Source organism: Clostridium sp. AM27-28, from assembly GCF_003480955.1.
GTDB lineage: Bacteria > Bacillota > Clostridia > Lachnospirales > Lachnospiraceae > Otoolea > Otoolea fessa.
In genome coordinates this window covers 147,744-171,373 of the sequence record NZ_QUJT01000002.1, presented here as the reverse complement: position 1 = coordinate 171,373, position 23,630 = coordinate 147,744, and the positions used below count along the sequence as shown (strand labels likewise).

Below are 23,630 nucleotides of genomic sequence, written 5' to 3'. Positions count from 1 at the left end.
TTAACATATACCGCATTCTTTGTTATTTGTCAATCCACAATAGTAAATATTTATTTACTTTTTATATTTGTTGACCTTTTTGTCTGGATGTGCTAGAGTACAAGTAAATTGATGTTTCCTTGTTTGCAATTTATGTTTGTGAAATGGACCGCATTTTATTACTTTGATATTTAAATTTGGAGGTTTTCCTATGAATCCAGGCAAAAAAAATTCAAATCTTTTAAAAAACACCGGTATCCACTTCCTGGAGTTTGCACTCGGCTTTCTCTCCCTGGCAAAATGCCACTACCAGCCAAGCCATGATATGAAAGTCAACTCGCTTCCATTTTTCGCCCTGATCGCGCTCGACAGCTGGGCGGACCAGGACTATACCATGTCTGAGCTGGCAGACAAGCTGAGTATCACAAAGCAGCAGCTCTCCCATATGATCAAGGTTCTTGAGGAACGCGGTCTGGTCGAGCGGATCCATGATACAGCCAACCGCCGCCGCGTCTACATCCGCATCTGCGATTCCGGCCGTGAGATGATGAACCAGATGAAGCAGGAAATGCTGTCTTCCACCCTGTTTGGGCTGCGCGCTTACACCCCGGAAGAACTGGCATCGATGGACGAGTGCCTGTGCCGCCTGATGGAATTAATGAAGAAATTCAACTGTGAAACCGATGAACCTGTAAAGAATGTATCCGTATGATAAAGACACCGGAGACACTTTTTTCTCCGCTTTCTTTTAAATCCTGTATAATTGACTTTTGTAACGTCCAGCAGCATTCCGGATTGATTTCTCTGCCATTTCATCCTTTCATCCGTTCCGGTGTGTTCCACGCCTCGGCAGAGTTTTCTTTCTGTGCCAATGGACGTTTCTCAATGATACAGAAAGAAGGTTCCTACATATTATGCCACAAATGATAGAAAATCATATTTTTCCACACGCTGCTCATAGCAAACACACTCTCCCCCTCTCATCCAGGCAAACTTCTGCTGCCATTCCACGCCTTTCCGGTCAAACGCGTGCTGCCGCACCTGCAAGAGCCCAAAAGGCCGCGGACGAATTTGCCCGCTACCTGCTCACGCGCAACCTTGCCGATGAGACACTCCGCGCTTACACTTATGCTGTACGGCAGTATTTTACCTATTACCGTGACATTACTTACCCCAATTTAAAGCTATACAAAATCTTTCTGCTCGAGCACTACAAGCCGCAGACCATCAACCAGCGGATCCGGGCTTTGAATGCCTACCTGGATTTTAAAAAGCTCTATCCCGGGCATCTTCCCATGGTAAAAATCCAGCAGAAAACATATCTGGATCACATGATCAGCGAGGCGGATTATGAATACCTGAAACGCTGCCTGCTTCGGGATGAACGGTACACTTACTATTTTCTCATCCGTTTCATGGCGGCAACCGGCGTCCGGGTCAGCGAGGTGATTCAGTTCCAGGCAGAAGATATTTTCTCCGGCTATAAGGACATCTATTCCAAAGGAAATAAAGTCCGGCGCATCTACATCCCACAGTCACTCCGAACCGATACCCTCAAATGGCTTTCCTTTCTCCACAAATCCCACGGTCCCATCTTCCTCAACCGCTTCGATTCCCCCATCTCTCCAGGCGGCATCCGCAGCCAGCTCAAAACCATCGCCCTCTCCTACCACATGACACCGGAAATGGTACATCCGCATGCATTCCGCCACCGGTTTGCCAAGAGTTTTATCGAAAAATGCGGCGATATTTCCCTGCTCTCCGATCTGCTTGGACACAAAAATCTCGAAACAACCCGGATTTACCTGCGTCGTTCCAGCAGCGAGCAGTATGAGATTGTCAACCGGGTAGTCACCTGGTAGAGAGGAGGAAATGAAGCACATATGAATTTTGAAACACTTATTTCCGACTTTGGCATTTACCTTGAAAAACAGGGGCACGCCGCCATCACCATCCGGGTCTACAGCTGTTCCGTCCGGCTGTTTTTTTCGCATTATAACAGCCTTTCAGTCGAGCACCTGCAGTCGTACCGGCGCTGGCTGCTGGAATGTTATAAGCCATCGACAGTGAATACGCGGATTCTGGGGATGAACCGGTTTCTGGATTTTATGCAAAACAGAGGATTGTTGGATAATGAAAAGGCGAATTTTCAATCCCCCATATCCGCCCCCACAGATTCACTCCGCATCACTCCCACGGGTCACTACCGCCTGCGCCCCATCCGGGAGCAGAAGCACACCTACCTTGATACAGTGATCTCCCAGAAAGATTATGACCGGCTCAAACGGCGGCTAAAAAAGGATGAAAATTACTTCTGGTATTTCATCGTGCGTTTTCTCGCCTCCACCGGCGCGCGCGTCAGTGAACTGCGCCAGATCAAAATGGAGGATCTGCAGCTTGGCTATCTCGATCTCTACTCCAAAGGCGGCAAGATACGGCGATTGTTCTTCCCCCGCTCCCTCTGCGGGGAAGCAATCCCCTACTTTGCCTCCCGCGGCATCGACAGCGGCTTTCTCTTCCTGACCCGCCGCCGCACCTGCATCTCCGCACGCGCCATCGAGATGCAGTTAAAAAACATCGCAAAGCGCTACCGGATTAATCCGGCTACGATGTACCCGCATTCTTTCCGGCACCGCTACGCCATCAATTTTTTGAAACGCTTCAATGACATTTCCCTGCTGGCGGATCTGTTAGGACACGACAGCATCGAAACAACCCGGATTTACCTGATGAAATCGAGTCAGGAACAGCAGACGGTGATTGACCGGGTGGTGACGTGGTAGGCACAGGTGTGTGAAAACCATAAAAGGGGAAAGAACTGCCATTTTCCACAATTCTTTCCCCTTTATTATAGATTTATTTTTTCTCTGCTTCCACAATCACGAGCTCATATGGAAGTGCTTCCTCAGCGCTATCGGTTCTAATGTTTTCACCCGACCGTTCTACCGCATTCTCTTTTTTCTTCTGCTTCCCACTGTCCAGCTTTGTCTCAACCTTCTGTTCCACCTTCTTTTCAGAATCTTCCTCCTTTTCTGCTGTTCTACTAATAAGACGATGGGAGATTTCATTTGGTTTTATATATTTGCAATTTTTTTAACAACTTTTCTTTCCAAATAAACATTTTTCAAAACGGAAGTTAGAAGAACCAGATGGATAATAGAAAACGCATAAAGATATTACAGGCATAAAAAAAGCCCGGCAGAAAGAAAATGTGCTATGACATTCTCTCCCTACCGGACTTTTCCTAATATTAAATTTCCTTACAGCACCTTACTCAAAAATGCCTTCAATCTTTCGCTCTTTGGATGCTCGAAAAACTCCTTCGGCTCGTTTTCTTCGATGAAGTTGCCGCCCTCCATGAACATGACGCGGTTTGCCACCTCGCGGGCAAAGCCCATCTCATGGGTAACCACGACCATCGTCATGTGCTCCTCGGCAAGCTGACGCATTACGTTTAATACCTCGCCTACCATCTCCGGGTCAAGCGCAGAGGTTGGCTCGTCAAAGAGCATCACATCCGGATGCATTGCCAGTGCGCGTACGATCGCCACACGCTGTTTCTGACCGCCGGAGAGCTGTCCCGGATAGGCGGATGCCTTTTCCTTTAATCCGACACGCTCCAGAAGTTTCAATGCCTCCGTCTCCGCCTCGTCCTTCGGGCGTCCGAGCAGTTTCATCGGTGCCAGCGTCATATTATCAAGAATCGTCATATGCGGGAACAGGTTGAACTGCTGGAATACCATTCCCATTTTCTGACGGAGTTTGTCAATGTTTGTCTTCGGATCCGTGATATCCGTTCCCTCAAAATAGATGTGTCCGCCGGTCGGTGTTTCCAGCAGGTTCATGCAGCGCAGAAATGTGGATTTACCGGAACCGGATGGTCCGATCACGCAGACAACATCCCCCTTGCGTATCTGGGTGGAAATATTGGTCAGGACCTTTAAATCACCGAACGCCTTGGAAAGGTCATTGATGTCAATTATCACTTCTCCATTTTGTACGTTATCGTTCATTCTTTCTCAGGCTCCTTTCCAGATTCTGTGCAAAGTGGTTGAAGATCATCGTCAGCGCCAGATAAACAGCAGCCACGATCAGAAGCGGTGTCCACGCGTCATACGTTCTGGAACGGATGATATCACCGCCCTTTGTCAGATCCTGCACCGCCACGTAACCGGCTACCGAAGTCTCTTTCAGAAGAACAACAAACTCATTGCAAAGCGCCGGAAGTACGTTTTTAAACGCCTGCGGCATAATAATATAACGCATCGTCTGGACATAGTTAAAACCAAGGCTTCGACCTGCCTCCATCTGTCCCTCGTCGATCGACATGATACCGGAACGGAAGATCTCCGCTACATATGCCGCCGAGTTAAGACCAAACGCGATCACACCGACAAAGACGCCGGCAAATACACGCGATACAAAAATACAGTAATAGAAAATCATCAACTGGATGACAACCGGCGTTCCCCGGATGACTGTCAGATATACCTGGCAGACACCATTTAAAAATTTCATTTTACCGGTTTTGTCGTGAGTCGCACGGACAATCGCAATCAGCAGACCAAGGGCAATGCCGATCAGGGTTGCAAATAACGTGATGATCAGGGTATTTTTCAGGCCCCCTGTCAAATACTGCCACCTGTCATCCTTGATCAGGTTTAAATATAAGGCCTGCTTGAGTTTCTCCAATCCGTTTTCCTCCTTGTAAGATGATATAGACCCGAAAAAGGGCTGCTGCCGAATTTCATCTTTTTCATTCTGCAGCAACCTTTTTCTTAATCAAACAGATGTAGCTTTTTCTGTCAAATTATTCAGCGGTAATGTATTTTGCAACGATCTCGTCCAGTTTTCCAGACTCTTTCAGGTTTGCGATGGATGCGTTGATAGCGTCCAGAAGCTCTGTATTGCCTTTCTTAACTGCGATTGCGTACTCTTCTTCTGCGTACGGTGTTTCCAGAAGCTTTAAGCCGTCATTCTCGTCTACAAATACCTGTGCCGGTTTGTTGTCAATGATAACTGCATCGATCTTGCCAGTGGACAGTGCCTGTACTGCATCTGCGCCCTTGGAAAATCTCTGTACACTCTCCTCGCCGAAATCATCGGTGGAGTAAAGGTCACCGGTGGTACCCTGCTGAACACCGATCTGTTTGCCCTTTAAATCATCCAGGGATTTGATGTCGCTGTCCTCGGTTACGATAACAGACTGAACGCCGGTTGCGTAAGTGTCAGAGAAATCCACCTGGGTCTGACGATCCTCGGTAACAGTCATGCCTGCTGCTGCGAAATCAGCTTTGCCAGACTGAACCTCCGGGATGATAGAATCGAATGCTACGTCGGTGATTTCCAGAGATGCTCCCATATCCTCGCAGATAGCGTTTGCAATATCTACGTCGATACCTACGATATCATTTCCATCGTGGTACTCATACGGTGCGAACTCAGCGTTGGTAGACATAACCAGAGTCTTTCCTGCAAATGCGCTGTCGCCAGCCTCTGCTGCCTCGCTGCCCTCTGCTGCCTCTGCGGTTGTCTCCTCATTCTCCTCTGCGGCTGCGGTTGTCTCTGCCGGTTTGGAAGAGCATGCTGCTAACGATGCTGCCATAGCAGTTGCCATAGCGATTGCTGCTAATTTCTTTTTCATAATAAATTCCTCCTCATTTCTATTCGCTGCTTTTGTATTTTTATGCAGTAAATACGAATATTCTTACTTTTATTACTGTATCTAGGAATACATTATACCGCATTTTTATAAATAATCAAGCCTGAATTCCTGTTTTTTACAGGGTTTTGTATGATTATGCATTCTTTTCCAATTTGTACGGTTCCAGTTTCGGACAGATCTGGTTGTTAATTCTTGGCACGGGAGTTTAATAGTTGCATAATCAGGTTAGTGAAATTTTGAAAGTAAATGAAAGCAGATGACAGCTCGAAGAATGTTTCCGGTTTCCGAACGGATTATCAATTCATAACGAACAGTAAAATGAGAACAATTCCAAAAATGGACAAGGAAGAAAAAAATACTATAGTCTGCAACAGCAACAAAAATCGCTGCACCCCAGCAAATACAAGGGTTACAGCGATTTTATTTTCACTCAACTGCCAAAGACTGGATATATATTTTTTTCAATAATCCAAATTTTTGTTTTTTCTGTGTTTCCTGTTTTCAAACTTCACGTTCTCTCCACAGGCAATATCATTTACTTAGAGAATTTCTTTGAAAAAAATTTTCTTTTTTCTACCAATAACTCAACAAGCACTTGACAACACCTTGATAGTTCAGCGCCTCAGCTAAAAAAACGCATAAAAGCAATCCATTCGTTATAATAGCGTTGACTAGAAACTATAAAACAAGCCCGGCAACCAGGTTGATACGACAGGAACAAACGATACCAGCAGCAAAATAGGTAATGCACCAAAAAGCAAAAATGGAAGAATAGGTTTAATAAGTTTATGAATCGGAACATCACAAACTCTGGAACATGCCATCAGACAAGTAGCCATTGGCGGTGTAATTGAGCCAATACCGATCGAAACAAAAACGATTACTGCTAACTGAATTGTATCAATCCCACATGCAGTAGCAATCGGTGTAAGAAGCGGCACCAGCGTCAAAATAATAACATTTCCATCCAAGAAAAAACCTATAAAAAACAGCAGAAGATCTATTAACAGGATAAGACCAATACGATTATTGGTAATTCCCAACATTAACTCTGCCACCAACTCAGGAATATGGTTAAGTGTCATCAAGCGACTGAAAATCAAAGTCATTGGAAACATTATAACCAATGCCGAAACATCCTTGACTCCCTTAGAAAAAACGCCCATCAATTGAACCAGAGAAAGCTTTTTATAAACTACCACTCCCATGATCGCTCCATATAAACAGGTAATTGCACCTGCTTCTGTCGCTGTAAAAATGCCGCCATAGATACCCCCTAACACAATTACCGGCATTAAAACTGCTACAACAAGCTCTAAAAAAAATCTATTCCGGCTTATAGTCTCACGCGCATTTTTTTCTGATTCTTCTTTAGGCTCATTATCTTCAGTACATGCAGAAACGGATGCAACTGTTTTACCCGCATATTCTGGATGATAATATTTTATATAAATAATCCGATTAATGATCAAATAGAGCCCTGCCCATATTAATCCCGGCACAATCGTAGCCATAAATAAAGCACCAACCGATGCCGAGGACACGGATGCAAAAATAATAGCATTTACATTTGGTGGAATCATAAAGCCAAAAGGACTGGAAGCTGCAATTAATGCCGCTAAATATGCTTTATCATATCCTTTCTTTTCCAATTCTGGCACCATAGCTGTTGACAGTGTATTAGCCGTTGCCAATGCTGAACCGCAAAGGGCTCCAAAAAAGCAGGAAACTACTGGAATTGTGGCCGTCAATCCTCCCTTTACATTATGTAGCATCTTATCCGCTACCCGAATCAGCACATTTGCAATTCCGCTTCGCTCAATCAAAGAACCTCCTACTATAAAAAGCGGAATCGCCAACATAGAAATAGAGTTCAAAATGTAAAACGCATTCGTTGCAAACGTTCCTGTACTTCCAAGCCCCATATATGCCACAAAAAAGGAGCCGCCCAAAAATGCTAACGGAACTGCAACGCCGGAAAAAATCATGAGTAAAATTAATACTGCAGCTATTCCAAATATCATAATGTGCGTAACCTCCTTATAGATTTACAAACATTCACCACATAATAAACCATCATCCCCAAAGCTCCTAAAAATACAGAAGCATATACCCACCACATGCTAAATCCAACAGCCGGAGACACCGTATTACGTTCAATGTGTGTCATCATTAAATTAAATGTTAATGGCATAAATAATCCACATATTATAGTAGAAATAATCAAACTAAACAAATGAAGTGCTTCTTTTGACTTTTCCGTCTTACACAGATTCAAGAAGAAATCGACTTTTAGCATATTGTCATCACGCACAACCAGTATTACTCCAAGCCATACAAATACAATAAATAGAATTGTTGGCAATTCCTCATAGCCGTGCATATTAATATTAAATACCCAACGACTGAAGATTGTCAGATTAACCATAATCATCATCACAATCAACAAAATACCCGCTAAATTTCCAACCACAAATTCAACTATATGATCTAATTTTTTTAAAAATTTCACCACGTTCCTCCTCTCTTTAACGGTAAATAAAAAAGCAGGGGATACTACAAACATAGATATCAATCCACTTGCAGCATCCCCCATACCATTAATAATTAAACAGCTCAGATACCTGATTGTATAATTCTTCTCCAATCAGTTCTCTCCACTTATCCGACAGAGAAGCCGCATACTCTTTCCATTGATTCAATTCCTCATCTGTTGGCTGATAATATGTAATTCCTTTTTCATCAAAAAATTTTTCTGCGTCTGCTTTCATATCTTTATAAGATTCATATTCAGCCTCTGAACACGCCCAGGCAGCATCTACAAATATCTTTTGATCCTCTTCGCTATACTGATTAAACTTATCTAAATTCATCATCAAACTATACGAAGTCCACTGAGCTCCAACATATGAATAAAATGGTGCTACTTCATAATAATTTTCAATAATATATGAAGGTATCTGCTGATCCGTAGCCGTAATCAAACCATTCTGCAGCGATGTATATAACTCTCCGTATGGCATAATTGCGATATTTCCCAAACCGCCATAAAATTCGTTAACAATAGCATCTTCATATGTTCGAAACGTTTCATTCGCCAGATCCTTCGGCACTTTAATCAATTTATCTGTCGAAAAGATGTGGCGCTGTAAGCCACTGTTTTGTGCCAAAAGTTTAATTCCATTTTCTTCATAAAGCTTTGTATTAATAGCAAATCCTTCTGCATTCGGATTAGCAAGCTTTTCCCTCACTGTGTCTAAATCAGGTAATAAAAATGGAATTCTTTGCCATGCAAATCTCTTATCTACATTAGACATTCCGGCACCAAAGTTAAAATCCGTCTCCCCATCCTGAATCATCTGAAAGGATTCCGCATCGCTGGCATAACTGGAATACCAATAAATATCTACTACATAACGGCCATTACTATTTTTCTCCACCTCTTCTTTAAATTTCAGTAGTCCATCAGCCCAGGGATTATAATCCGGGGCAACCTCTGGATCTAACGCTGATGTTGTCAAAACAAGATGAGTTGCATCTGAATCTGCTTTCGTAGTTTCTTCCGCTTTATCGCTCTGCAGTGCAACTGTATTATTACCTCCACATCCAACTATAGTTAATGCCATCATTGCTGCCATTGTCGTTGCAATTAATTTTTTCATTGTACTCCTCCTTTTTCAACATCCACCATATTCTTTTTCTGCTCGTTCCTGGCTGATCAAGCCATCTTTCACATCACACTTTAATGCTTTTTTATCTCTCTCAAGCGGATTACCCCAACCTCCGCCGCCACTTGTCTGAATATAGAGTCTATCTTTCTTATAAAAACGCACCCTTGCTTTCGAAGGCAAATGTTCTTCCGTTCCATCAGCTCTATTTACTGTAAAACGAGCTCCTAATGCTGCTTTTCCACCATTCAATCCCCACGGTGCCGTATTAACACGATCAGAGGCAATAAAGCAGTCCACCTCATCTGTCTGGAATTCCAGGACTCGCTCAATTCCAAATCCACCCCTGTGCTTACCAGGTCCTTCAGAATTTGGAGCTAAACCATATCGTATTACCTTAACCGGCATGATTCTTTCAAGAACTTCTACTGGTGTATTTCTGGTATTAGTCATATGCGTATTAACTCCACTGGTTCCATCTTGATCGCACATTCCACCATATCCTCCTCCAACAGTTTCACCATTAGCAAAGAACGAATGTGTTTCTGGATTATAACCACCCAGCTGAATTCCATTCATAGATCCACAAGCAGCCGCACATACTTTTTCTGGAACCACTTGAGCCAGTGCACCAAGCAGTACATCTACCAAACGCTGACACGTAATAGAATTTCCAGAACCGGTAGCTGCTGGATATACCGCATTTACCAAGGAACCTTCCGGTGTTATAACCTCAAAGCGGCGATATGTTCCAGAATTCGGTGGAATCGTGGGATCCGTCACTGCTCGAACAACATAATAAATGCAAGCCAACGCCATCGGACGAACACAATTCAAAGGTCCTCTTACCTGAGGGCATGTTCCCGTAAAATCAATTTTAATATGTGGACCTCCTGTAGTAATTGTTACCTTGATTTTTAATGGCTCTGTTGTAGTAATTCCATCTCCCTCTAAGAAATCCTCAAATTCAAATGTCCCTTTCGGAAGTTTTTCTAACTCTGCTCCCATTCGCCGGTCACAGTAGTTCTCTAACTCTGCAATTGCCTCAAGAACTACTTCTACGCCCATCTCATCACATAATTCCTCAAACCGCTTTTCTCCTACATTATTTGCTGCAATCTGAGCCATCAAATCTCCACTACTTTCGTATTTTGTTCGGATATTAGAGCGAAACATAGCAAAAATCTCAGGATCTACTTTTCCTTCTTTTTTTATCTTTACTGGTGGGAAGCAAATCCCTTCATGGAAAATTTCCGTTGCATCTGGTGTTAACGAACCCGGAACCTTTCCTCCCACATCTACATGATGCGCCAGATTTCCTACAAAAGCTACTAGCTCTCCTTTAAAAAAGATCGGAGAAAAGATAATAATATCTGGCAAATGAGTTCCACCAATGAATGGATCATTGTGCATGATAGCATCTCCAGGTTTCAGTTCTTTTTTGTTAATATGCTTTAAAGCTCCCTTTACTCCCCAAGGCAACACTCCTGAATGAACAGGTATATGCTCTGCCTGTGCAATCGTCTCTCCATTTACATCAAATAACGCACACGAACAATCTCTTCTATCTTTAATATTTGTGGAATAGGCTGTCCGAATTAATGCTGCTCCCATCTCTTCTGTAATTGCAAAAAAGCGATTTCGCATAACTTCCAATGTGATTGCATCCATCTTTTCATTCCTCCTTTTAGTTCTCTTCTAATGCTTCCATCTTCCCAGTCTCATGATTTGCAATCTTCACAACCAAATTCATTCTCTCATCTACTGTCACCTTATCGCCAGGCCCTACTACGGACGTAGCTCCTGTTTCCTCTATGATTGCCGGACCGATAAAGCTGTTACCTGCTTTTAAAGCATCTCGCTTATATACGGCTGTATCCAGCCACTCTCCCATAAAATAAGCTTTTCGAATTTCTTCTGGTTTTGGAAGTTCCTTGCTAATTTCTCCTTTTGAATACAAGTTACTTTTGTCCATTTCCCCAACTACAGAAAGACGCAAACTAACCAACTCCATGGGATCATTCTTCTTAAATCCATAAGAACGCTCATGTGCATCACTGAAATCATTCACAAGCTTATCCCAAACCAGCTGATTCACCGGGCTATTGGGTACCGAAATCGTTAATTCGTAGGCCTGACCAAAATAACGGATATCTATTTTTCTCTCAAAACTTACGCTACTCTCTGATACGCCATCTCGAGCCATTTCTTTTCTTGCTTCAGCCTCTAATTTTTCAAATTTTTCTTCCATATGGTCGAAAGAAACATCTTTTTCATGTTTATGATACGTGCATACTTCATCATATCTAATTGGTGCAACTAATAATCCAAAAGCAGAAAAGTTTCCAGGTGCGATAGGAATAACAACTGTTCCTATATCCAGAGTTCTTGCCAGTTCAACCGCATGAAGTGCTCCCGCTCCTCCATATGGCAGAAGCACAAACTTTCTCGGATCGATTCCTCTTTCTACCGTCATAACTCTAATTGCTCTGACCATGTTGGAATTCGCTACACGAAGAATTCCCTCTGCTACTTCCTCCACTGTCATATTTAATTTTACGGCCAATTTTTCTTCTATCGCTTTCCGTGCAGCCGCCACATCCAGGTGCATTTTTCCACCTAGCAATTTTTCACCCACACGACCTAACACAGCATGAGCATCTGTTACTGTTGGTTCTGTTCCTCCTTTGCTATAACAAACCGGTCCCGGTACTGCTCCTGCACTGCGAGGACCAACCCGAAGCGCTCCGCCAGCATCCAGCCATGCTATAGAGCCTCCTCCTGCTCCAATCGTAGTAATATCTATATGTGGGAATTTTACCGGAAATCCCTCAATCACTCCTTCACCTGTGATACCAATAGAACCATTCTGCACAATTCCTACATCAAATGACGTTCCTCCAAGATCTCCAGTAATAATATTATGATAATCCGTAATCTTGGAAAGAAATTCGGCAGCCAAAACACCTCCAGCCGGACCAGATAATAACGTATTCACACTCTTCTGAGCTGCAATCTGATCGGTCATCATACCTCCAGAAGATTGCATAATAGTCAATGGAGAATTAATCCCATTTTCATCTAATCGTCTACGCAACTGGGATACATATTTCTGCATTCTTGGCTGAACATATGCATTCATAACGGTTGTATTCATTCGTTCAAATTCACGAAACTCCGGCAAAATTTCACTAGATACAGACACTGGAAAATCTGGTGCGATTTCACGAATAACTTCCAACGCTTTTTTCTCATTTTCATCATTCGCATAAGAATGAAGAAAACAGATTGCAATGGATTCCGCTCCCTCTTCCATTAATTCATGAATCGTTTTCTTTAATTCCTCCATATCCAACTGCACCAATACAGTTCCCGTATAATCCATTCTTTCGTCTGCCTCCCGACGAAGATATCGGGGAATTAATGAAGCTGGTTTTCTAGCATGTAAATCATAAAGTTCTGGTCTGCTCTGGCGACCAATATCTAAAACATCTCTAAATCCTTTTGTTGTTATTAATGCTGTTACAGCGCCGTTTCGTTCCAAAAGTGTATTTGTAGCCACTGTCGTTCCATGTGCAACACCCGTCACACAATCTGGTGCTACTCCCAACTCTTCTAAAAGTGCTCTAATTCCGTTCAGAACACCTATACTTTGATCTTCAGGTGTAGAAGGCGTTTTTGCAAAATACACCTTACCATCTTCATTTATTCCGACTACATCGGTAAACGTTCCTCCTACATCTACACCTAATTTCAATTTAGCCATTTTTCATCCTCCTTTATCTCTATCCCTGGTAATAATTTACTTTCGGCATATATTTACTTCCTAGCATCTTATGAAATTCTGGGTATCTTGATTGTTCCGGGTGACGTCCTTTCTTTTCTGTTACATCATTAGCCAGCCATTGTAATGGAATAATGTAAAATAATGGAGTTAAAATTTCATCCATTCCTCCTGGAAGCGAGATAAAACGACCTTTTATTTCAATCTCTTTTTCAAAGCCCTCGTAACCAATAACTGTCACGTGATCCGAATGCTCCTGAGCAAATTGAATCATTCTCTTTATTCGCTCTACTCCAGGTCCCTCGTTTACCAAAAAAATCAAATATGACCACTTTTCAAGACAATGATACGGACCATGCATGTACTCTTCCACATCATATACCTCTACCGGGATTCGCACTCCTTCTAATACCTTAAGAGCCCCTTCTTTAGCTGCAGCTGTTAAAGTACCACCTCCGATAATTGTCACAGATGGAGCAGATTTATACTCCTCCGCAAAATCTTCAATTTCTTCAGATGTACATCTCAAACTTTGCTCCATCCATTTTGGAACTAACGAAATGTCTAATTCCTTACCAGCTAATCCCGCAGCATATAAATACAACATTGCTATAGTCGAAGTAAATCCCTTCGTTTTGGCCCCTACCAGTTCTTCTCCTGTACATGTATCCAAAATCGCCTCAGCACTTTTTCCGCCAGGATTATCAGGCTCGGCTGTTACCATAACGGTTCTAGCCCCATACTCTCTTCCTTTTTCCAAACAATGTATCGTCCCAATACTACGTGCCGTCTGTGAAATTCCTAAAATCAGCGTTTTCTCATCTAGTCGATAATGTGGATAGTAATACAAAAAATCAAATGGGGTAAACACCTGAACCTCTGCATTGAACCATTTTGTAAATGCATATTTAGCCGCAATTGCTGTATGAAGTGAGGTTCCAGAACCAATTAAATAGATTTTATCAAATGGACCTTTTCCCACTATAGAATACACACTATCACACACTTTTTCTGCATTTTGGCAAACTCTTCTAATTGTGTCTGGCTGTTCCAATATACAGCTCTTCATGGTTTGCTTCATTCTATGTATGCCTCCCAACTCTTGTATTTTTCTCTATTTTATTTTTTTACCTGTATATCCTGCTCTTCGATTTTTTTTGAAGCAAAATTAATTGCTCCTAGAGCTCCTGCTTTTCCTCCCAAGTTTGCCAAACAAATATCCGCCTGAATTGGCGTAAGCCTGCCAACCTCCTCTCGAATCCGCTGAATCACAGATCCCATAGAATCAGAAACTCCACCGCCTATTACAACCTTCTCTGGATTTAAAAGACTAATCGTATTGGCTATCGCAACTGAAAAATCACGAACAAATTTGTCTATTACCGGTATTACTGAGGTATCTCCTCGGCTATATGCTGTAAATAATGCTTCTGCCGAACCAACAATTTGATCCAGTGCCGAGCCAGAACATTTTTTTTCTAAAATTCCCTGTTGTCCTAATTTATTAATTTCCCCTTTTTCCACATCAGAACTTTCTAAATAATATCCTAATTCTCCTGCTCTTCCTTGAGCCCCCAATACCAACTGTCCACCACATACTAATGCTCCGCCAATACCTGTTCCCAATGCAATAAACAACATATCATCCGTCTGTTCACCTGAACCTATCCAACGTTCACCTAATGCTGCCAGATTCACATCATTTCCGACATACACTGGAAATGAAAAATATTCATTCATTAAACTTTGCAAAGGAAATTGATTCCACGATAATGCTTTGGCACGCACCACTGTTCCATCTGAATCCACCGTTCCCGGGACTCCAATTCCCATGCCAAATATCATTTCTCGTTTAATTCCTGCTGCTTCTAATGACTCCTCTACAATCTGGACTAATTCCTCAAACTGATTTTTGGTTGGTATTTTTTTTTCGTACACAATATTACCCACCAAATCTGTTATCAAAAACAAAAGTTTTGTTCCGCCAATATCCATGCCAATACAATACGCAGATTTTGGATTAAATCCCAACATAGTAGATGGGCGTCCAACCCCTGATGGAGACATACAGTCTCCATACTCAACTAGGAGCTTTTTCTTAATTAATTCATCTACAATCGCACTAACTGTTGTTTTACTTAAATTTAATGCCTTTGATATCTGTGCACGGCTAATCGGCTGTTTCTCCTTGACCATATTCAGAATCAATGTCCGATTAATTTTTCGTATTAATTCTAAATGCCCTAAATTTCCATTCTTCTCCATATTACACCCCTTACTCACTTAATTAGTTCAGTGCACTTACTAATTCTTTTAAAAATTACCTCTCGTATTAAGCAAGAGGATTTATATATAAAATACACTTTTATTATTCTGTTTTCAATAGGATTTTTCAACAAAATATCTTTATATTTCGTAAAAATCACCAAAACGCGTTTCACATAATTTGTTTCTTCAGAAAACTAAATGTCATTTTCAAGATACACGTCTATATATGCTGAACTCTTTTTGCAATGCAATTGATAATTCATAAAATCAATTATATCTAACAAAAATGCAATTACAAACCAAAGATGACAGTAACTGTCAACCTGTAACGAATCAACAATTTCAAGAATGTTTTTACTAACCTTCTATATGGTTCCACACATACCCATGCAGTAGAACTTTCAACATTTCCTTATCTCGCTCTTCCCAGGCGGCTTGTACATTCTCCATATCGAACATGGGCATTCTTCGTAAATCTGATATGCTGAAATCTCCCAAGAGCAGGCGTGGCAAAGGCAACTGAAAGAAACGATAGCAACAAAAAACAGGTCCGGACGCACGGAGAGTAATCAGTGTATCTGAACCTAGCTTTTCTATGGTCTTTCCGATGAATAGCTTGGCTGGCTTTTCATTGAAATTTCTTATGCTTTTTTTCGTTGACATTTAATACTGTTCAATGTATCATATAATCAAGAAATGGGTTTGTTACCGTACAGCTATTGCTTAAGCGGGATGCTCGTTTCTTTTTTGTGTTCACCATATCGTCCTGTCATTATTCAAGAATGCCTCGGTGCTCTTGTAGCAAAAAGCAGACGCACCCTTTCTTACGTCCTCGAACATTTTTCCGCATCGATCGCCAGCACAAACATTAATGCATCCAGTGCATATTCCGGCTCATTTACCTGAATCACATACGTGTCCGTCATATGGAACAGCTCTTTGCTGACACTGGCAACCGAATATCCCCTTTGATCGAGGATATTATAATCCCATTCCATAATCGAACCGTCGATATGCCAGCCATTGTAATCAATATTGTAATGCGGCATCAGGAAAGAGAATTCTTTACTCAGGCATCCGATATAGGTGCCTTTTTTATATATCTCAAATTTTGGCAGAAATGTCAGTACACGCTGAACAACCATTCCAATTTCATTGCCGTCTGCATCATATATCACCAACTTATGGCCCCAGGACAACTGGCCTTTTACCACATATACTGTATTGCCAAACTCATCATAAATATCATAACTGTCAAACCACGAAAATAACCGCTGTTTAAATAAAAGCTTCATAAAATCACCTCAAATATCATAATCCGTTCTCTTTTGTCCTCGCCCGGAAACAAATCCGATGTGTCAATCTCATCATAAAACATTAGCTGTTCCTCCGTCATCAGACAACTGATATATTCCTCCGATGGATAATAAAAAAACAGCAGTATCTCTCTCGGATTTTCGTAATAGGACTCATATATCCTGGCAAGAACAGAGTGCAATATCTCTACCGAAAATGGATTGAAAAAATAACACCGGTCCACTTCTGAAGGAAGCTCATAGTTCTCCGCACTGCTTAAGATAAAGGAAGTACGGTTTCCGGACACTGCCGTCTCCTTATTTTCTGCTGCCCCCTGATAAATACGTTCATCGTATTCGATTCCGATTGTTTTACTCCTTGTCTGATAGGACAAGTAAAAACAGACTCTTCCCTTGCCGGTTCCATAGTCCAATAAGGTATTATTCTTCCGAATTAATCCGCTGTTCGCCAACCGTTCCAGAACCACGTATGCCGTCGGTTCGTATGGGTATCGGTATTGATCCGCATGCGAATCATCTCTGCCGCTTGTTCGGATTTTCAGAAATCTATCCCATTGGGTCTCATTTTGGTTCATGGTATATCTCCCGTATCATTTACTCGATTCTTATATCTACAGAATATAGGAAATTGGCGGCGCTTGTCAACTTGCAGCTTTGGAAAGAAAAAAATTGCAAATATGTAAATCTCCCATCGTCTTATTATGGGCAGATCTTGTTGTTAATTCTTGGCAAATCTAATATTTCGTACTATAACTATTCTGTACCGTTTTCTCTGTACTGGGCATCTGCTTCCGTAAAGAGAATGTGCCTTGTCACATTCTCTCGCCGGGCGCGGTCGCTTGCAGCATGATTCACAAGATACGGAACCATTCCTTAGGTTTTATTACGAAAGAAGGCTTTTTATGATTTCCCGTCTACTTACCTTAACTGCCTGGTCCATGACACCGCCCGCAGTCTGGTCTCCCTTTCATTTAGTATTTATGCTGATCGGCATCCCGCTCGCCGCCTTTGCCGCATGGAAATTGCGGACGCGCTCCGAAGCGTTCCGTCTGCATCTGCTCTTTGCCTGCGGTGTTTTTCTGGCATTTTCCGAGGTCTACAAACAGCTTTTTCTCTATTACATAGAAAACAACCGGCACTACGACTGGTGGTATTTTCCATTCCAGCTCTGCAGCCTGCCGATGTACCTCTGCCTGCTGCTGCCCTTTGTTCCGCATAAATATCAACGTATTTTTTGCACTTTTATGTATAATTACAACCTGCTCGGTGCCGTCATGGTGTTCGTCGATCCGTCCGGTCTGATGCACCCGTACTGGACGCTGACCCTGCATGGATTTATCTGGCATATCCTTCTGATCTTCATCGGGCTACTCATCGCCTTTTCCCGCATGGTGCTGCCAACCGCCAAAGGATTCTGGCAGTCTACAGCTGTATTTGCGGTCGGATGCGTCATCGCAACCATCATCAATGTTACCTCACATCCGTATGGAAACGCGGATATGTTTTATATCACGCCGTACTACGCGACCACGCAGATTGTGTACTCCCAGATCGCTGCTAAATTTGGAATTTTTGCCGGAAACACGGTGTATGTGCTTTCAATCATTTTGGGCGCATGGCTGCTGCATCTCGTATTTCAAGTCGAACGTCCGTGAGACTTGGCGCGTGATTCTGGTCAGCAAAGCTGGCATATTCGTTGCTGCTCACTCATTCCGTGCACATCAACGGGATTTTACCGATGCTTCGCATTTCAAATCGGCAAAATCTGCTATCGATACGATATCATACGGAATTTTCAGTTCAGAAAATTCCTATCTGCAATTAAAAGAGCGCCAGCCCCGCATTCACAGCCGGGCAGACGCTCTTTTCTATAATAGCTCAATTAATTCACTGTCACGGTAAAATCCACTGAAACGACTCTGTAACAATGGATTTTACCCTTTTATTTTTATTTACTGAATCTCGCTATGGAACTCCTGCAGGGACTTAACCTCCAGATGTCCGTTCTTCTTGATACTTCTCAGAGCCTGTACGGTAGCCTTTGCTGCTGCCATGTTGGTGAAGTACGGAATCTTCGCCTTTACAGCTGCCTTACGGATGTAGCTGTCATCGCCTCTGCCCTTCTTATCGTTTGGGGTATTGATAATGATTGCCACTTCTCCGTTGGTAATCTTATCTAAAATGTTCGGACGGCCTTCGTTGATCTTGCATACCTTCTCAGCCGGAAGTCCTGCTGCTACCATCACATCACAGGTTCTGCCTGTACCCATCAGGGTAAAGCCACACTCGTAGAAGCCTCTTGCAACCTCGATAAGCTCTATCTTATCCTTGTCATTGACACTCAGGAGGACAGTTCCTGAGGAAGGAAGACGTGTCTGGGTTGCTTCCTGTGCCTTGTAGATAGCCTCACCAACGCTGGTGGACATACCAAGAACCTCACCGGTGGAACGCATCTCCGGTCCAAGTACCGGGTCAACCTCCGGGAACATCTTGAACGGGAATACCGGCATCTTAACACCGTAGTGCGGAATCTTCTTCTCTTTCAGTGCCGGAACCGGTGACGGACGGCCTGTTAAGTAAGAAGTCATGATATCCGTTGCCAGTTTTACCATCTTGATGTTGCATACTTTAGATACCAGCGGCACGGTACGGGATGCTCTCGGGTTTGCCTCCAGCACGTATACTTCGCCGTCCTCGATTGCATACTGCATGTTCATCAGACCTACAACGTGCATCTCTTTTGCAATACGGCTTGTGTAATCACGGATTGTCTCTACCTGATCCTTGGTCAGATTTCTGGACGGAAGGATACAAGCGGAGTCACCGGAGTGGATACCTGCCAGCTCGATATGCTCCATAACAGCCGGAACAAATACGTTCTCGCCATCGCTGATAGCATCTGCCTCACACTCGGTTGCATGATGCAGGAAACGGTCAATCAGGATCGGACGATCCGGAGTTACACCGACAGCTGCTCTCATATAGAAGGTCATCGCTTCATCGTCATGAACAACCTCCATGCCGCGGCCGCCAAGTACATAGGACGGACGAACCATAACCGGGTAACCGATCTTATTCGCAATCTCTAATGCGTCATCAACGGTAACTGCCATGCCTGACTCCGGCATCGGAATCTGCAGTTTATCCATCATCGCACGGAACAGGTCACGATCCTCTGCCATGTCGATGGTTTCCGGAGTTGTACCCAGAATATTGACACCATATTTCTTCAGGTCTGCTGCCAGGTTCAGCGGTGTCTGGCCACCAAACTGTGCGATAACTCCCAGCGGTTTCTCCTTATGATAGATGCTTAATACATCTTCCAGAGTCAGCGGCTCGAAATACAGTTTATCGGAGGTATCATAGTCTGTAGATACGGTCTCTGGGTTGCAGTTAACGATAATTGTCTCAAATCCAAGCTCTTTCAGAGCGATAGCTGCATGTACGCAGCAGTAGTCGAACTCAATACCCTGACCGATACGGTTCGGACCGCCGCCCAGAATCATGATCTTCTTGTTGTCGCTGCACGGACTCTGATCCTTGATGTGATAGCTGGAGAAGTAGTATGCAGAATCCGGTGTGGCACTTACGTGTACGCCCTCCCAGCCTTCTACGATACCTTCTTTGGTTCTTGCATCGCGGATCTCTTCCTCTGTAACGCCTAACAGCTCGCTTAAATATTTATCTGCAAAACCGTCCAGCTTCGCCTGGCGGAGAACCTCAACCGGCGGAACCTCGCCCTTATACTGCATCAGGCTTTCTTCCTCTTCTACCAGTTCTTTCATCTGCTGGATGAAGTAATGTTTAATCTTGGTTAATTCGAACAGCTCGTCTACGGTAGCGCCCTTACGAAGTGCCTCGTACATAATAAACTGACGTTCGCTGCTCGGAACATGCAGCATCGCAAGCAGTTCTTTTTTTGTCTTCTTATCGAAGTCTTTCGCATGACCAAGACCGTAGCGGCCTCTCTCCAGGCTTCGGATTGCCTTCTGGAATGCCTCTTTGTAGGTCTTTCCGATACTCATAACCTCGCCGACTGCCTTCATCTGGGTTCCCAGCTTGTCCTCTGCGCCTTTGAACTTCTCAAATGCCCAGCGTGCAAACTTGATAACGATATAGTCGCCGGACGGAACATACTGATCCAGAGTACCGCTCTTGCCGCATGGAATCTCATCCAGAGTCATACCGGTTGCCAGCATCGCTGATACCAGTGCAATCGGGAAACCAGTTGCCTTGGATGCCAGGGCGGACGAACGGGAGGTTCTCGGGTTGATCTCGATAACAATATCACGGTCTGTCTTCGGATCGTGTGCCCACTGTACGTTGGTACCGCCGATTACCTGGATTGCTTCTACGATCTTGTAGGATTTCTCCTGCAGACGTTTCTGTACTTCTTCCGAAATGGTTAACATCGGAGCAGAACAGAAGGAATCTCCGGTGTGTACGCCCAGCGGATCAATATTTTCAATAAAGCAGACAGTGATCATGTTGTTCTTCGCATCACGGACAACTTCCAGCTCAAGCTCTTCCCATCCAAGGATAGACTCCTCTACCAGAACCTGACCAACCATGCTGGCCTGCAGGCCTCTTGCACACACGGTCTTCAGTTCTTCTACGTTATATACAAGACCGCCGCCTTCGCCGCCCATGGTGTAAGCCGGACGAAGAACAACCGGATAACCCAGTTTATCTGCGATTGCCAGTGCATCCTCAACGCTGTAGGCAACCTCACTTCTAGCCATCTCGATACCCAGGCTTTCCATTGTATGCTTAAACTCGATACGGTCCTCACCACGCTCGATAGCATCAACCTGAACGCCGATTACTTTAACATCATATTTATCCAGAACACCTGCTGCTGCCAATTCGGAGCAGAGGTTCAGTCCGGACTGTCCACCCAGGTTCGGGAGCAGCGCATCCGGGCGCTCTTTTTCAATGATCTGAGTCAGACGGTCTACGTTCAGCGGCTCAATATAAGTCACATCTGCTGTCTCCGGATCCGTCATAATCGTAGCCGGATTGGAATTGACCAGCACAATCTCATAGCCGAGTTTTCTCAGTGCCTTGCACGCCTGTGTTCCCGAATAATCGAACTCACACGCCTGTCCGATAATGATTGGACCGGAACCGATAATCAATACTTTGTGAATGTCATTTCTCCTCATGTTTTCTCCCTCTCATTGTCTGCTGTTTTTTGGCTTTAAAAAAGCGGCCTCCCGGATCAACTAAAAATCAAGCACCCCCGCGGTGCCTTCACGCGCGTCTGTCTGATCTTCCGTCACCCTGACAGCCTCCGCCAATCGCAGCTCTGCCAGACCCCAGTTAGCCATTATCAGCATTATAATAGAAAGCGCTTTATTTGTAAACAAAAAATTTTACAAAAATCGATCTTTTTTGCTTTTCTTTTTTCAAAATGTATGATATTATAGTAAAGATATACTGGGGTGTTTATTTTGTCCAAAAGGCAGATTTAGACCCTCTTATTTTCGTTCCTGCGCGAGAATGTGCCAAGGCACATTCTTTTTTATTATCTTGTCCTACGAAAATCCTACGAAAAGGAAAGGGGTTATCCATTATGAAAAAAGTTGTCATCATCGACGGTCAGGGCGGACGCATGGGGCGCGCCCTCGTAGAAGAAATCCAGAAACTCTGTCCCGGACAGCCGCTTCTCGCGCTCGGTGCCAACACTACTGCCACTGCCGCGATGATGAAAGCCGGAGCTGCCATGGGCGCCACCGGAGAAAACCCCGTTCTCGTCGCCTGCCGAGATGCCGACCTAATCATCGGACCAATCGGCATCGTCATTGCAGACTCCCTCTTAGGAGAAATCACCCCCGCCATGGCAGCCGCCATCGGACAAAGCCGCGCCCAGAAAATCCTGATTCCTGTCAGTGGAAGCTCCTATTGCCGCCATATTTTAGTAGGAACACAGAATTTACCAATGAATGAATATATCCATTTGGCGGCAGAGGAAGCAGCTGCCTACCTGAATCATATTTAAAAAATGCACGAAGCTGAACTCTCATCGTTCCGCTCCGTGCATTTTTCTCCCGGTTTCTTTATCCTTCAAAACCTGCATCTTCAACTCATCCACCCCGGAAAATTTCATCTCCGGCCGCATAAAATCTAAAAAATGAACCTCTATCTTTTTCCCATACAGGTTTTCATCCAGATCATAGATATATGTCTCCGCACCCGCCGGTCGTTCCCCGGCAATCGTCGGTTTTTTTCCAATATTTGTGATACTTCCATAAGAAACACCATCAATCACCGTCCGGGAGAGATATACCCCGAACGCTGGAAGATGTTTCTGGATTCCCGGCAGGATATTCGCCGTCGGAAACCCTAGGGTGGAACCTAAATGCTCCCCGTGTACCACCTGTCCGCTGATCCGGTACTCGTATCCCAACAGTTCATTCGCCTTGCGGATATTTCCCTTCTCCAGCTCTTCCCGGATATAGGTGCTGCTGATCTCGCGTTCTCCATCCATCGCCTTTTCAACGATCGATACCTCATATCCATATTTCGGTGCCAGTTTCCGAAGCAGTTCAGCATCGCCCTTCCGCTGGTAGCCAAAATGGCAGTCCGGACCGGACACGATCGCCTTTGCGCCCATCTTGCCGACCAGAATCTCGGCAACAAACTGTTCCGGGTCCATATGTGCGACTTCCTGGTTGAACGGATATTCCACCAGATACTCCACCCCCGCCTCGCGCAGGTTCTCCTCGCGCTCCTCGTTGGTCGTGATCATCGTCTGCAGCTTTCCCCGGATCAAGGTTCCCGGTGCCGTCTCAAAGGTAAACACCGCTGGTTTATATCCTTTTTCCCGATACCGCATCACTTCCCGCAGCAGCTTCTGATGCCCTCTGTGAAGACCGTCAAACTTACCGATCGTGACCGCAGTCGGCTCTTTTATCTGAAATTCTCTGGTTCCGGCAAAATACTGCATC

The 23,630-nt window shown here is 43.9% G+C and carries 20 protein-coding genes; 5 read left to right on the top strand and 15 right to left on the bottom strand.

The features are described 5' to 3' along the window. The first annotated feature begins 190 nt into the window (after positions 1-190). The 3 genes from DW720_RS03450 (at position 191) to DW720_RS03440 (ending at position 2,762) form a co-directional block, all read left to right on the top strand. Entirely contained in the window at positions 191-691 is a 501-nt protein-coding gene (locus DW720_RS03450; RefSeq protein WP_118481915.1) for a MarR family transcriptional regulator, read from the top strand. Between the two features lie 202 nt (positions 692-893). Continuing rightward, complete coding sequence (locus DW720_RS03445) at positions 894-1,841, top strand: tyrosine-type recombinase/integrase (protein ID WP_243017785.1); 948 nt, start codon at positions 894-896, stop codon at positions 1,839-1,841. Between the two features lie 21 nt (positions 1,842-1,862). Then, positions 1,863-2,762: a tyrosine-type recombinase/integrase gene (locus DW720_RS03440; protein WP_118468267.1), complete on the top strand. Its 900-nt coding sequence runs from the start codon at positions 1,863-1,865 to the stop codon at positions 2,760-2,762. 73 nt (positions 2,763-2,835) lie between these two features. Here the strand turns inward: DW720_RS03440 and DW720_RS15685 are convergent, their stop codons facing one another. From DW720_RS15685 to DW720_RS03375, 13 genes are all read right to left on the bottom strand, one after another. Further along, entirely contained in the window at positions 2,836-2,985 is a 150-nt protein-coding gene (locus DW720_RS15685; protein WP_182436511.1) for a hypothetical protein, read from the bottom strand. A 254-nt stretch (positions 2,986-3,239) separates the two neighbouring features. Then, positions 3,240-3,992: an amino acid ABC transporter ATP-binding protein gene (locus DW720_RS03435; protein ID WP_118629043.1), complete on the bottom strand. Its 753-nt coding sequence runs from the start codon at positions 3,990-3,992 to the stop codon at positions 3,240-3,242. Further along, positions 3,982-4,671 carry an amino acid ABC transporter permease gene (locus DW720_RS03430; protein WP_022360148.1) on the bottom strand — a complete coding sequence of 230 codons (690 nt, stop codon included), beginning with the start codon at positions 4,669-4,671 and terminating at the stop codon, positions 3,982-3,984. Before DW720_RS03430 ends, DW720_RS03435 begins: the two co-directional genes overlap by 11 nt. Before the next feature lie 118 nt (positions 4,672-4,789). Further along, complete coding sequence (locus DW720_RS03425) at positions 4,790-5,623, bottom strand: basic amino acid ABC transporter substrate-binding protein (RefSeq protein WP_118524506.1); 834 nt, start codon at positions 5,621-5,623, stop codon at positions 4,790-4,792. Between the two features lie 692 nt (positions 5,624-6,315). After that, positions 6,316-7,668, bottom strand: a complete 1,353-nt coding sequence (locus tag DW720_RS03420) for a TRAP transporter large permease (RefSeq protein ID WP_117796216.1) — start codon at positions 7,666-7,668, stop codon at positions 6,316-6,318. Continuing rightward, a complete protein-coding gene (locus DW720_RS03415; RefSeq protein WP_182430795.1) occupies positions 7,665-8,156 on the bottom strand; it encodes a TRAP transporter small permease in 492 nt (163 codons plus the stop codon). Before DW720_RS03415 ends, DW720_RS03420 begins: the two co-directional genes overlap by 4 nt. 88 nt (positions 8,157-8,244) lie before the next feature. Beyond that, positions 8,245-9,306 (bottom strand): TRAP transporter substrate-binding protein, encoded by a 1,062-nt coding sequence (locus DW720_RS03410; protein WP_117796218.1) that lies wholly within the window; start codon positions 9,304-9,306, stop codon positions 8,245-8,247. Positions 9,307-9,321: 15 nt separating this feature from the next. Then, a complete protein-coding gene (locus DW720_RS03405) occupies positions 9,322-10,983 on the bottom strand; it encodes a hydantoinase B/oxoprolinase family protein (RefSeq protein WP_118468271.1) in 1,662 nt (553 codons plus the stop codon). Between the two features lie 16 nt (positions 10,984-10,999). Next, positions 11,000-13,078, bottom strand: a complete 2,079-nt coding sequence (locus tag DW720_RS03400) for a hydantoinase/oxoprolinase family protein (protein ID WP_118468272.1) — start codon at positions 13,076-13,078, stop codon at positions 11,000-11,002. Positions 13,079-13,097: 19 nt separating this feature from the next. Continuing rightward, a complete protein-coding gene (locus tag DW720_RS03395) occupies positions 13,098-14,177 on the bottom strand; it encodes an SIS domain-containing protein (RefSeq protein ID WP_118468274.1) in 1,080 nt (359 codons plus the stop codon). Positions 14,178-14,215: 38 nt separating this feature from the next. After that, on the bottom strand, positions 14,216-15,361 hold the full coding sequence (locus tag DW720_RS03390) for an ROK family transcriptional regulator (protein WP_118629047.1): 1,146 nt from the start codon (positions 15,359-15,361) through the stop codon (positions 14,216-14,218). A gap of 827 nt (positions 15,362-16,188) precedes the next feature. Beyond that, the gene (locus tag DW720_RS03380; RefSeq protein WP_117796222.1) at positions 16,189-16,659 is read right to left on the bottom strand and encodes an LURP-one-related family protein; all 471 of its coding nucleotides are present in this window, start codon (positions 16,657-16,659) and stop codon (positions 16,189-16,191) included. Next, positions 16,656-17,255 carry a methyltransferase domain-containing protein gene (locus DW720_RS03375; protein WP_118472213.1) on the bottom strand — a complete coding sequence of 200 codons (600 nt, stop codon included), beginning with the start codon at positions 17,253-17,255 and terminating at the stop codon, positions 16,656-16,658. The genes DW720_RS03380 and DW720_RS03375 overlap by 4 nt, the downstream gene beginning before the upstream one ends. Positions 17,256-17,582: 327 nt before the next feature. On the opposite strand from DW720_RS03375, the gene DW720_RS03370 reads away from it, so the two are divergent. After that, complete coding sequence (locus tag DW720_RS03370; protein WP_118570832.1) at positions 17,583-18,335, top strand: YwaF family protein; 753 nt, start codon at positions 17,583-17,585, stop codon at positions 18,333-18,335. A gap of 297 nt (positions 18,336-18,632) precedes the next feature. On the opposite strand, the gene carB is transcribed toward DW720_RS03370, so the two are convergent. Continuing rightward, a complete protein-coding gene (gene carB / locus DW720_RS03365; RefSeq protein ID WP_107000573.1) occupies positions 18,633-21,845 on the bottom strand; it encodes a carbamoyl-phosphate synthase large subunit in 3,213 nt (1,070 codons plus the stop codon). 410 nt (positions 21,846-22,255) lie between these two features. Between carB and DW720_RS03360 the strand changes: the two genes are divergently transcribed. Further along, positions 22,256-22,681: a DUF3842 family protein gene (locus tag DW720_RS03360; RefSeq protein ID WP_107000574.1), complete on the top strand. Its 426-nt coding sequence runs from the start codon at positions 22,256-22,258 to the stop codon at positions 22,679-22,681. Positions 22,682-22,702: 21 nt separating this feature from the next. Here DW720_RS03360 and DW720_RS03355 read toward each other — a convergent pair whose 3' ends face one another. After that, positions 22,703-23,629 carry a bifunctional riboflavin kinase/FAD synthetase gene (locus tag DW720_RS03355; RefSeq protein ID WP_118523039.1) on the bottom strand — a complete coding sequence of 309 codons (927 nt, stop codon included), beginning with the start codon at positions 23,627-23,629 and terminating at the stop codon, positions 22,703-22,705. Position 23,630: the final 1 nt, after the last annotated feature.

Coding starts and splice junctions, on each gene's coding strand:
- DW720_RS03405 (WP_118468271.1), bottom strand. CDS start 10,983: ATGGATGCAATCACATTGGAAGTTATGCGAAATCGCTTTTTTGCAATT.
- DW720_RS03395 (WP_118468274.1), bottom strand. CDS start 14,177: ATGAAGCAAACCATGAAGAGCTGTATATTGGAACAGCCAGACACAATT.
- DW720_RS03450 (WP_118481915.1), top strand. CDS start 191: ATGAATCCAGGCAAAAAAAATTCAAATCTTTTAAAAAACACCGGTATC.
- DW720_RS03360 (WP_107000574.1), top strand. CDS start 22,256: ATGAAAAAAGTTGTCATCATCGACGGTCAGGGCGGACGCATGGGGCGC.
- DW720_RS03370 (WP_118570832.1), top strand. CDS start 17,583: ATGATTTCCCGTCTACTTACCTTAACTGCCTGGTCCATGACACCGCCC.
- DW720_RS03425 (WP_118524506.1), bottom strand. CDS start 5,623: ATGAAAAAGAAATTAGCAGCAATCGCTATGGCAACTGCTATGGCAGCA.
- DW720_RS03380 (WP_117796222.1), bottom strand. CDS start 16,659: ATGAAGCTTTTATTTAAACAGCGGTTATTTTCGTGGTTTGACAGTTAT.
- DW720_RS03400 (WP_118468272.1), bottom strand. CDS start 13,078: ATGGCTAAATTGAAATTAGGTGTAGATGTAGGAGGAACGTTTACCGAT.
- DW720_RS03375 (WP_118472213.1), bottom strand. CDS start 17,255: ATGAACCAAAATGAGACCCAATGGGATAGATTTCTGAAAATCCGAACA.
- DW720_RS03410 (WP_117796218.1), bottom strand. CDS start 9,306: ATGAAAAAATTAATTGCAACGACAATGGCAGCAATGATGGCATTAACT.
- DW720_RS03440 (WP_118468267.1), top strand. CDS start 1,863: ATGAATTTTGAAACACTTATTTCCGACTTTGGCATTTACCTTGAAAAA.
- DW720_RS03390 (WP_118629047.1), bottom strand. CDS start 15,361: ATGGAGAAGAATGGAAATTTAGGGCATTTAGAATTAATACGAAAAATT.
- DW720_RS03355 (WP_118523039.1), bottom strand. CDS start 23,629: ATGCAGTATTTTGCCGGAACCAGAGAATTTCAGATAAAAGAGCCGACT.
- DW720_RS03435 (WP_118629043.1), bottom strand. CDS start 3,992: ATGAACGATAACGTACAAAATGGAGAAGTGATAATTGACATCAATGAC.
- carB (WP_107000573.1), bottom strand. CDS start 21,845: ATGAGGAGAAATGACATTCACAAAGTATTGATTATCGGTTCCGGTCCA.
- DW720_RS03420 (WP_117796216.1), bottom strand. CDS start 7,668: ATGATATTTGGAATAGCTGCAGTATTAATTTTACTCATGATTTTTTCC.
- DW720_RS03445 (WP_243017785.1), top strand. CDS start 894: ATGCCACAAATGATAGAAAATCATATTTTTCCACACGCTGCTCATAGC.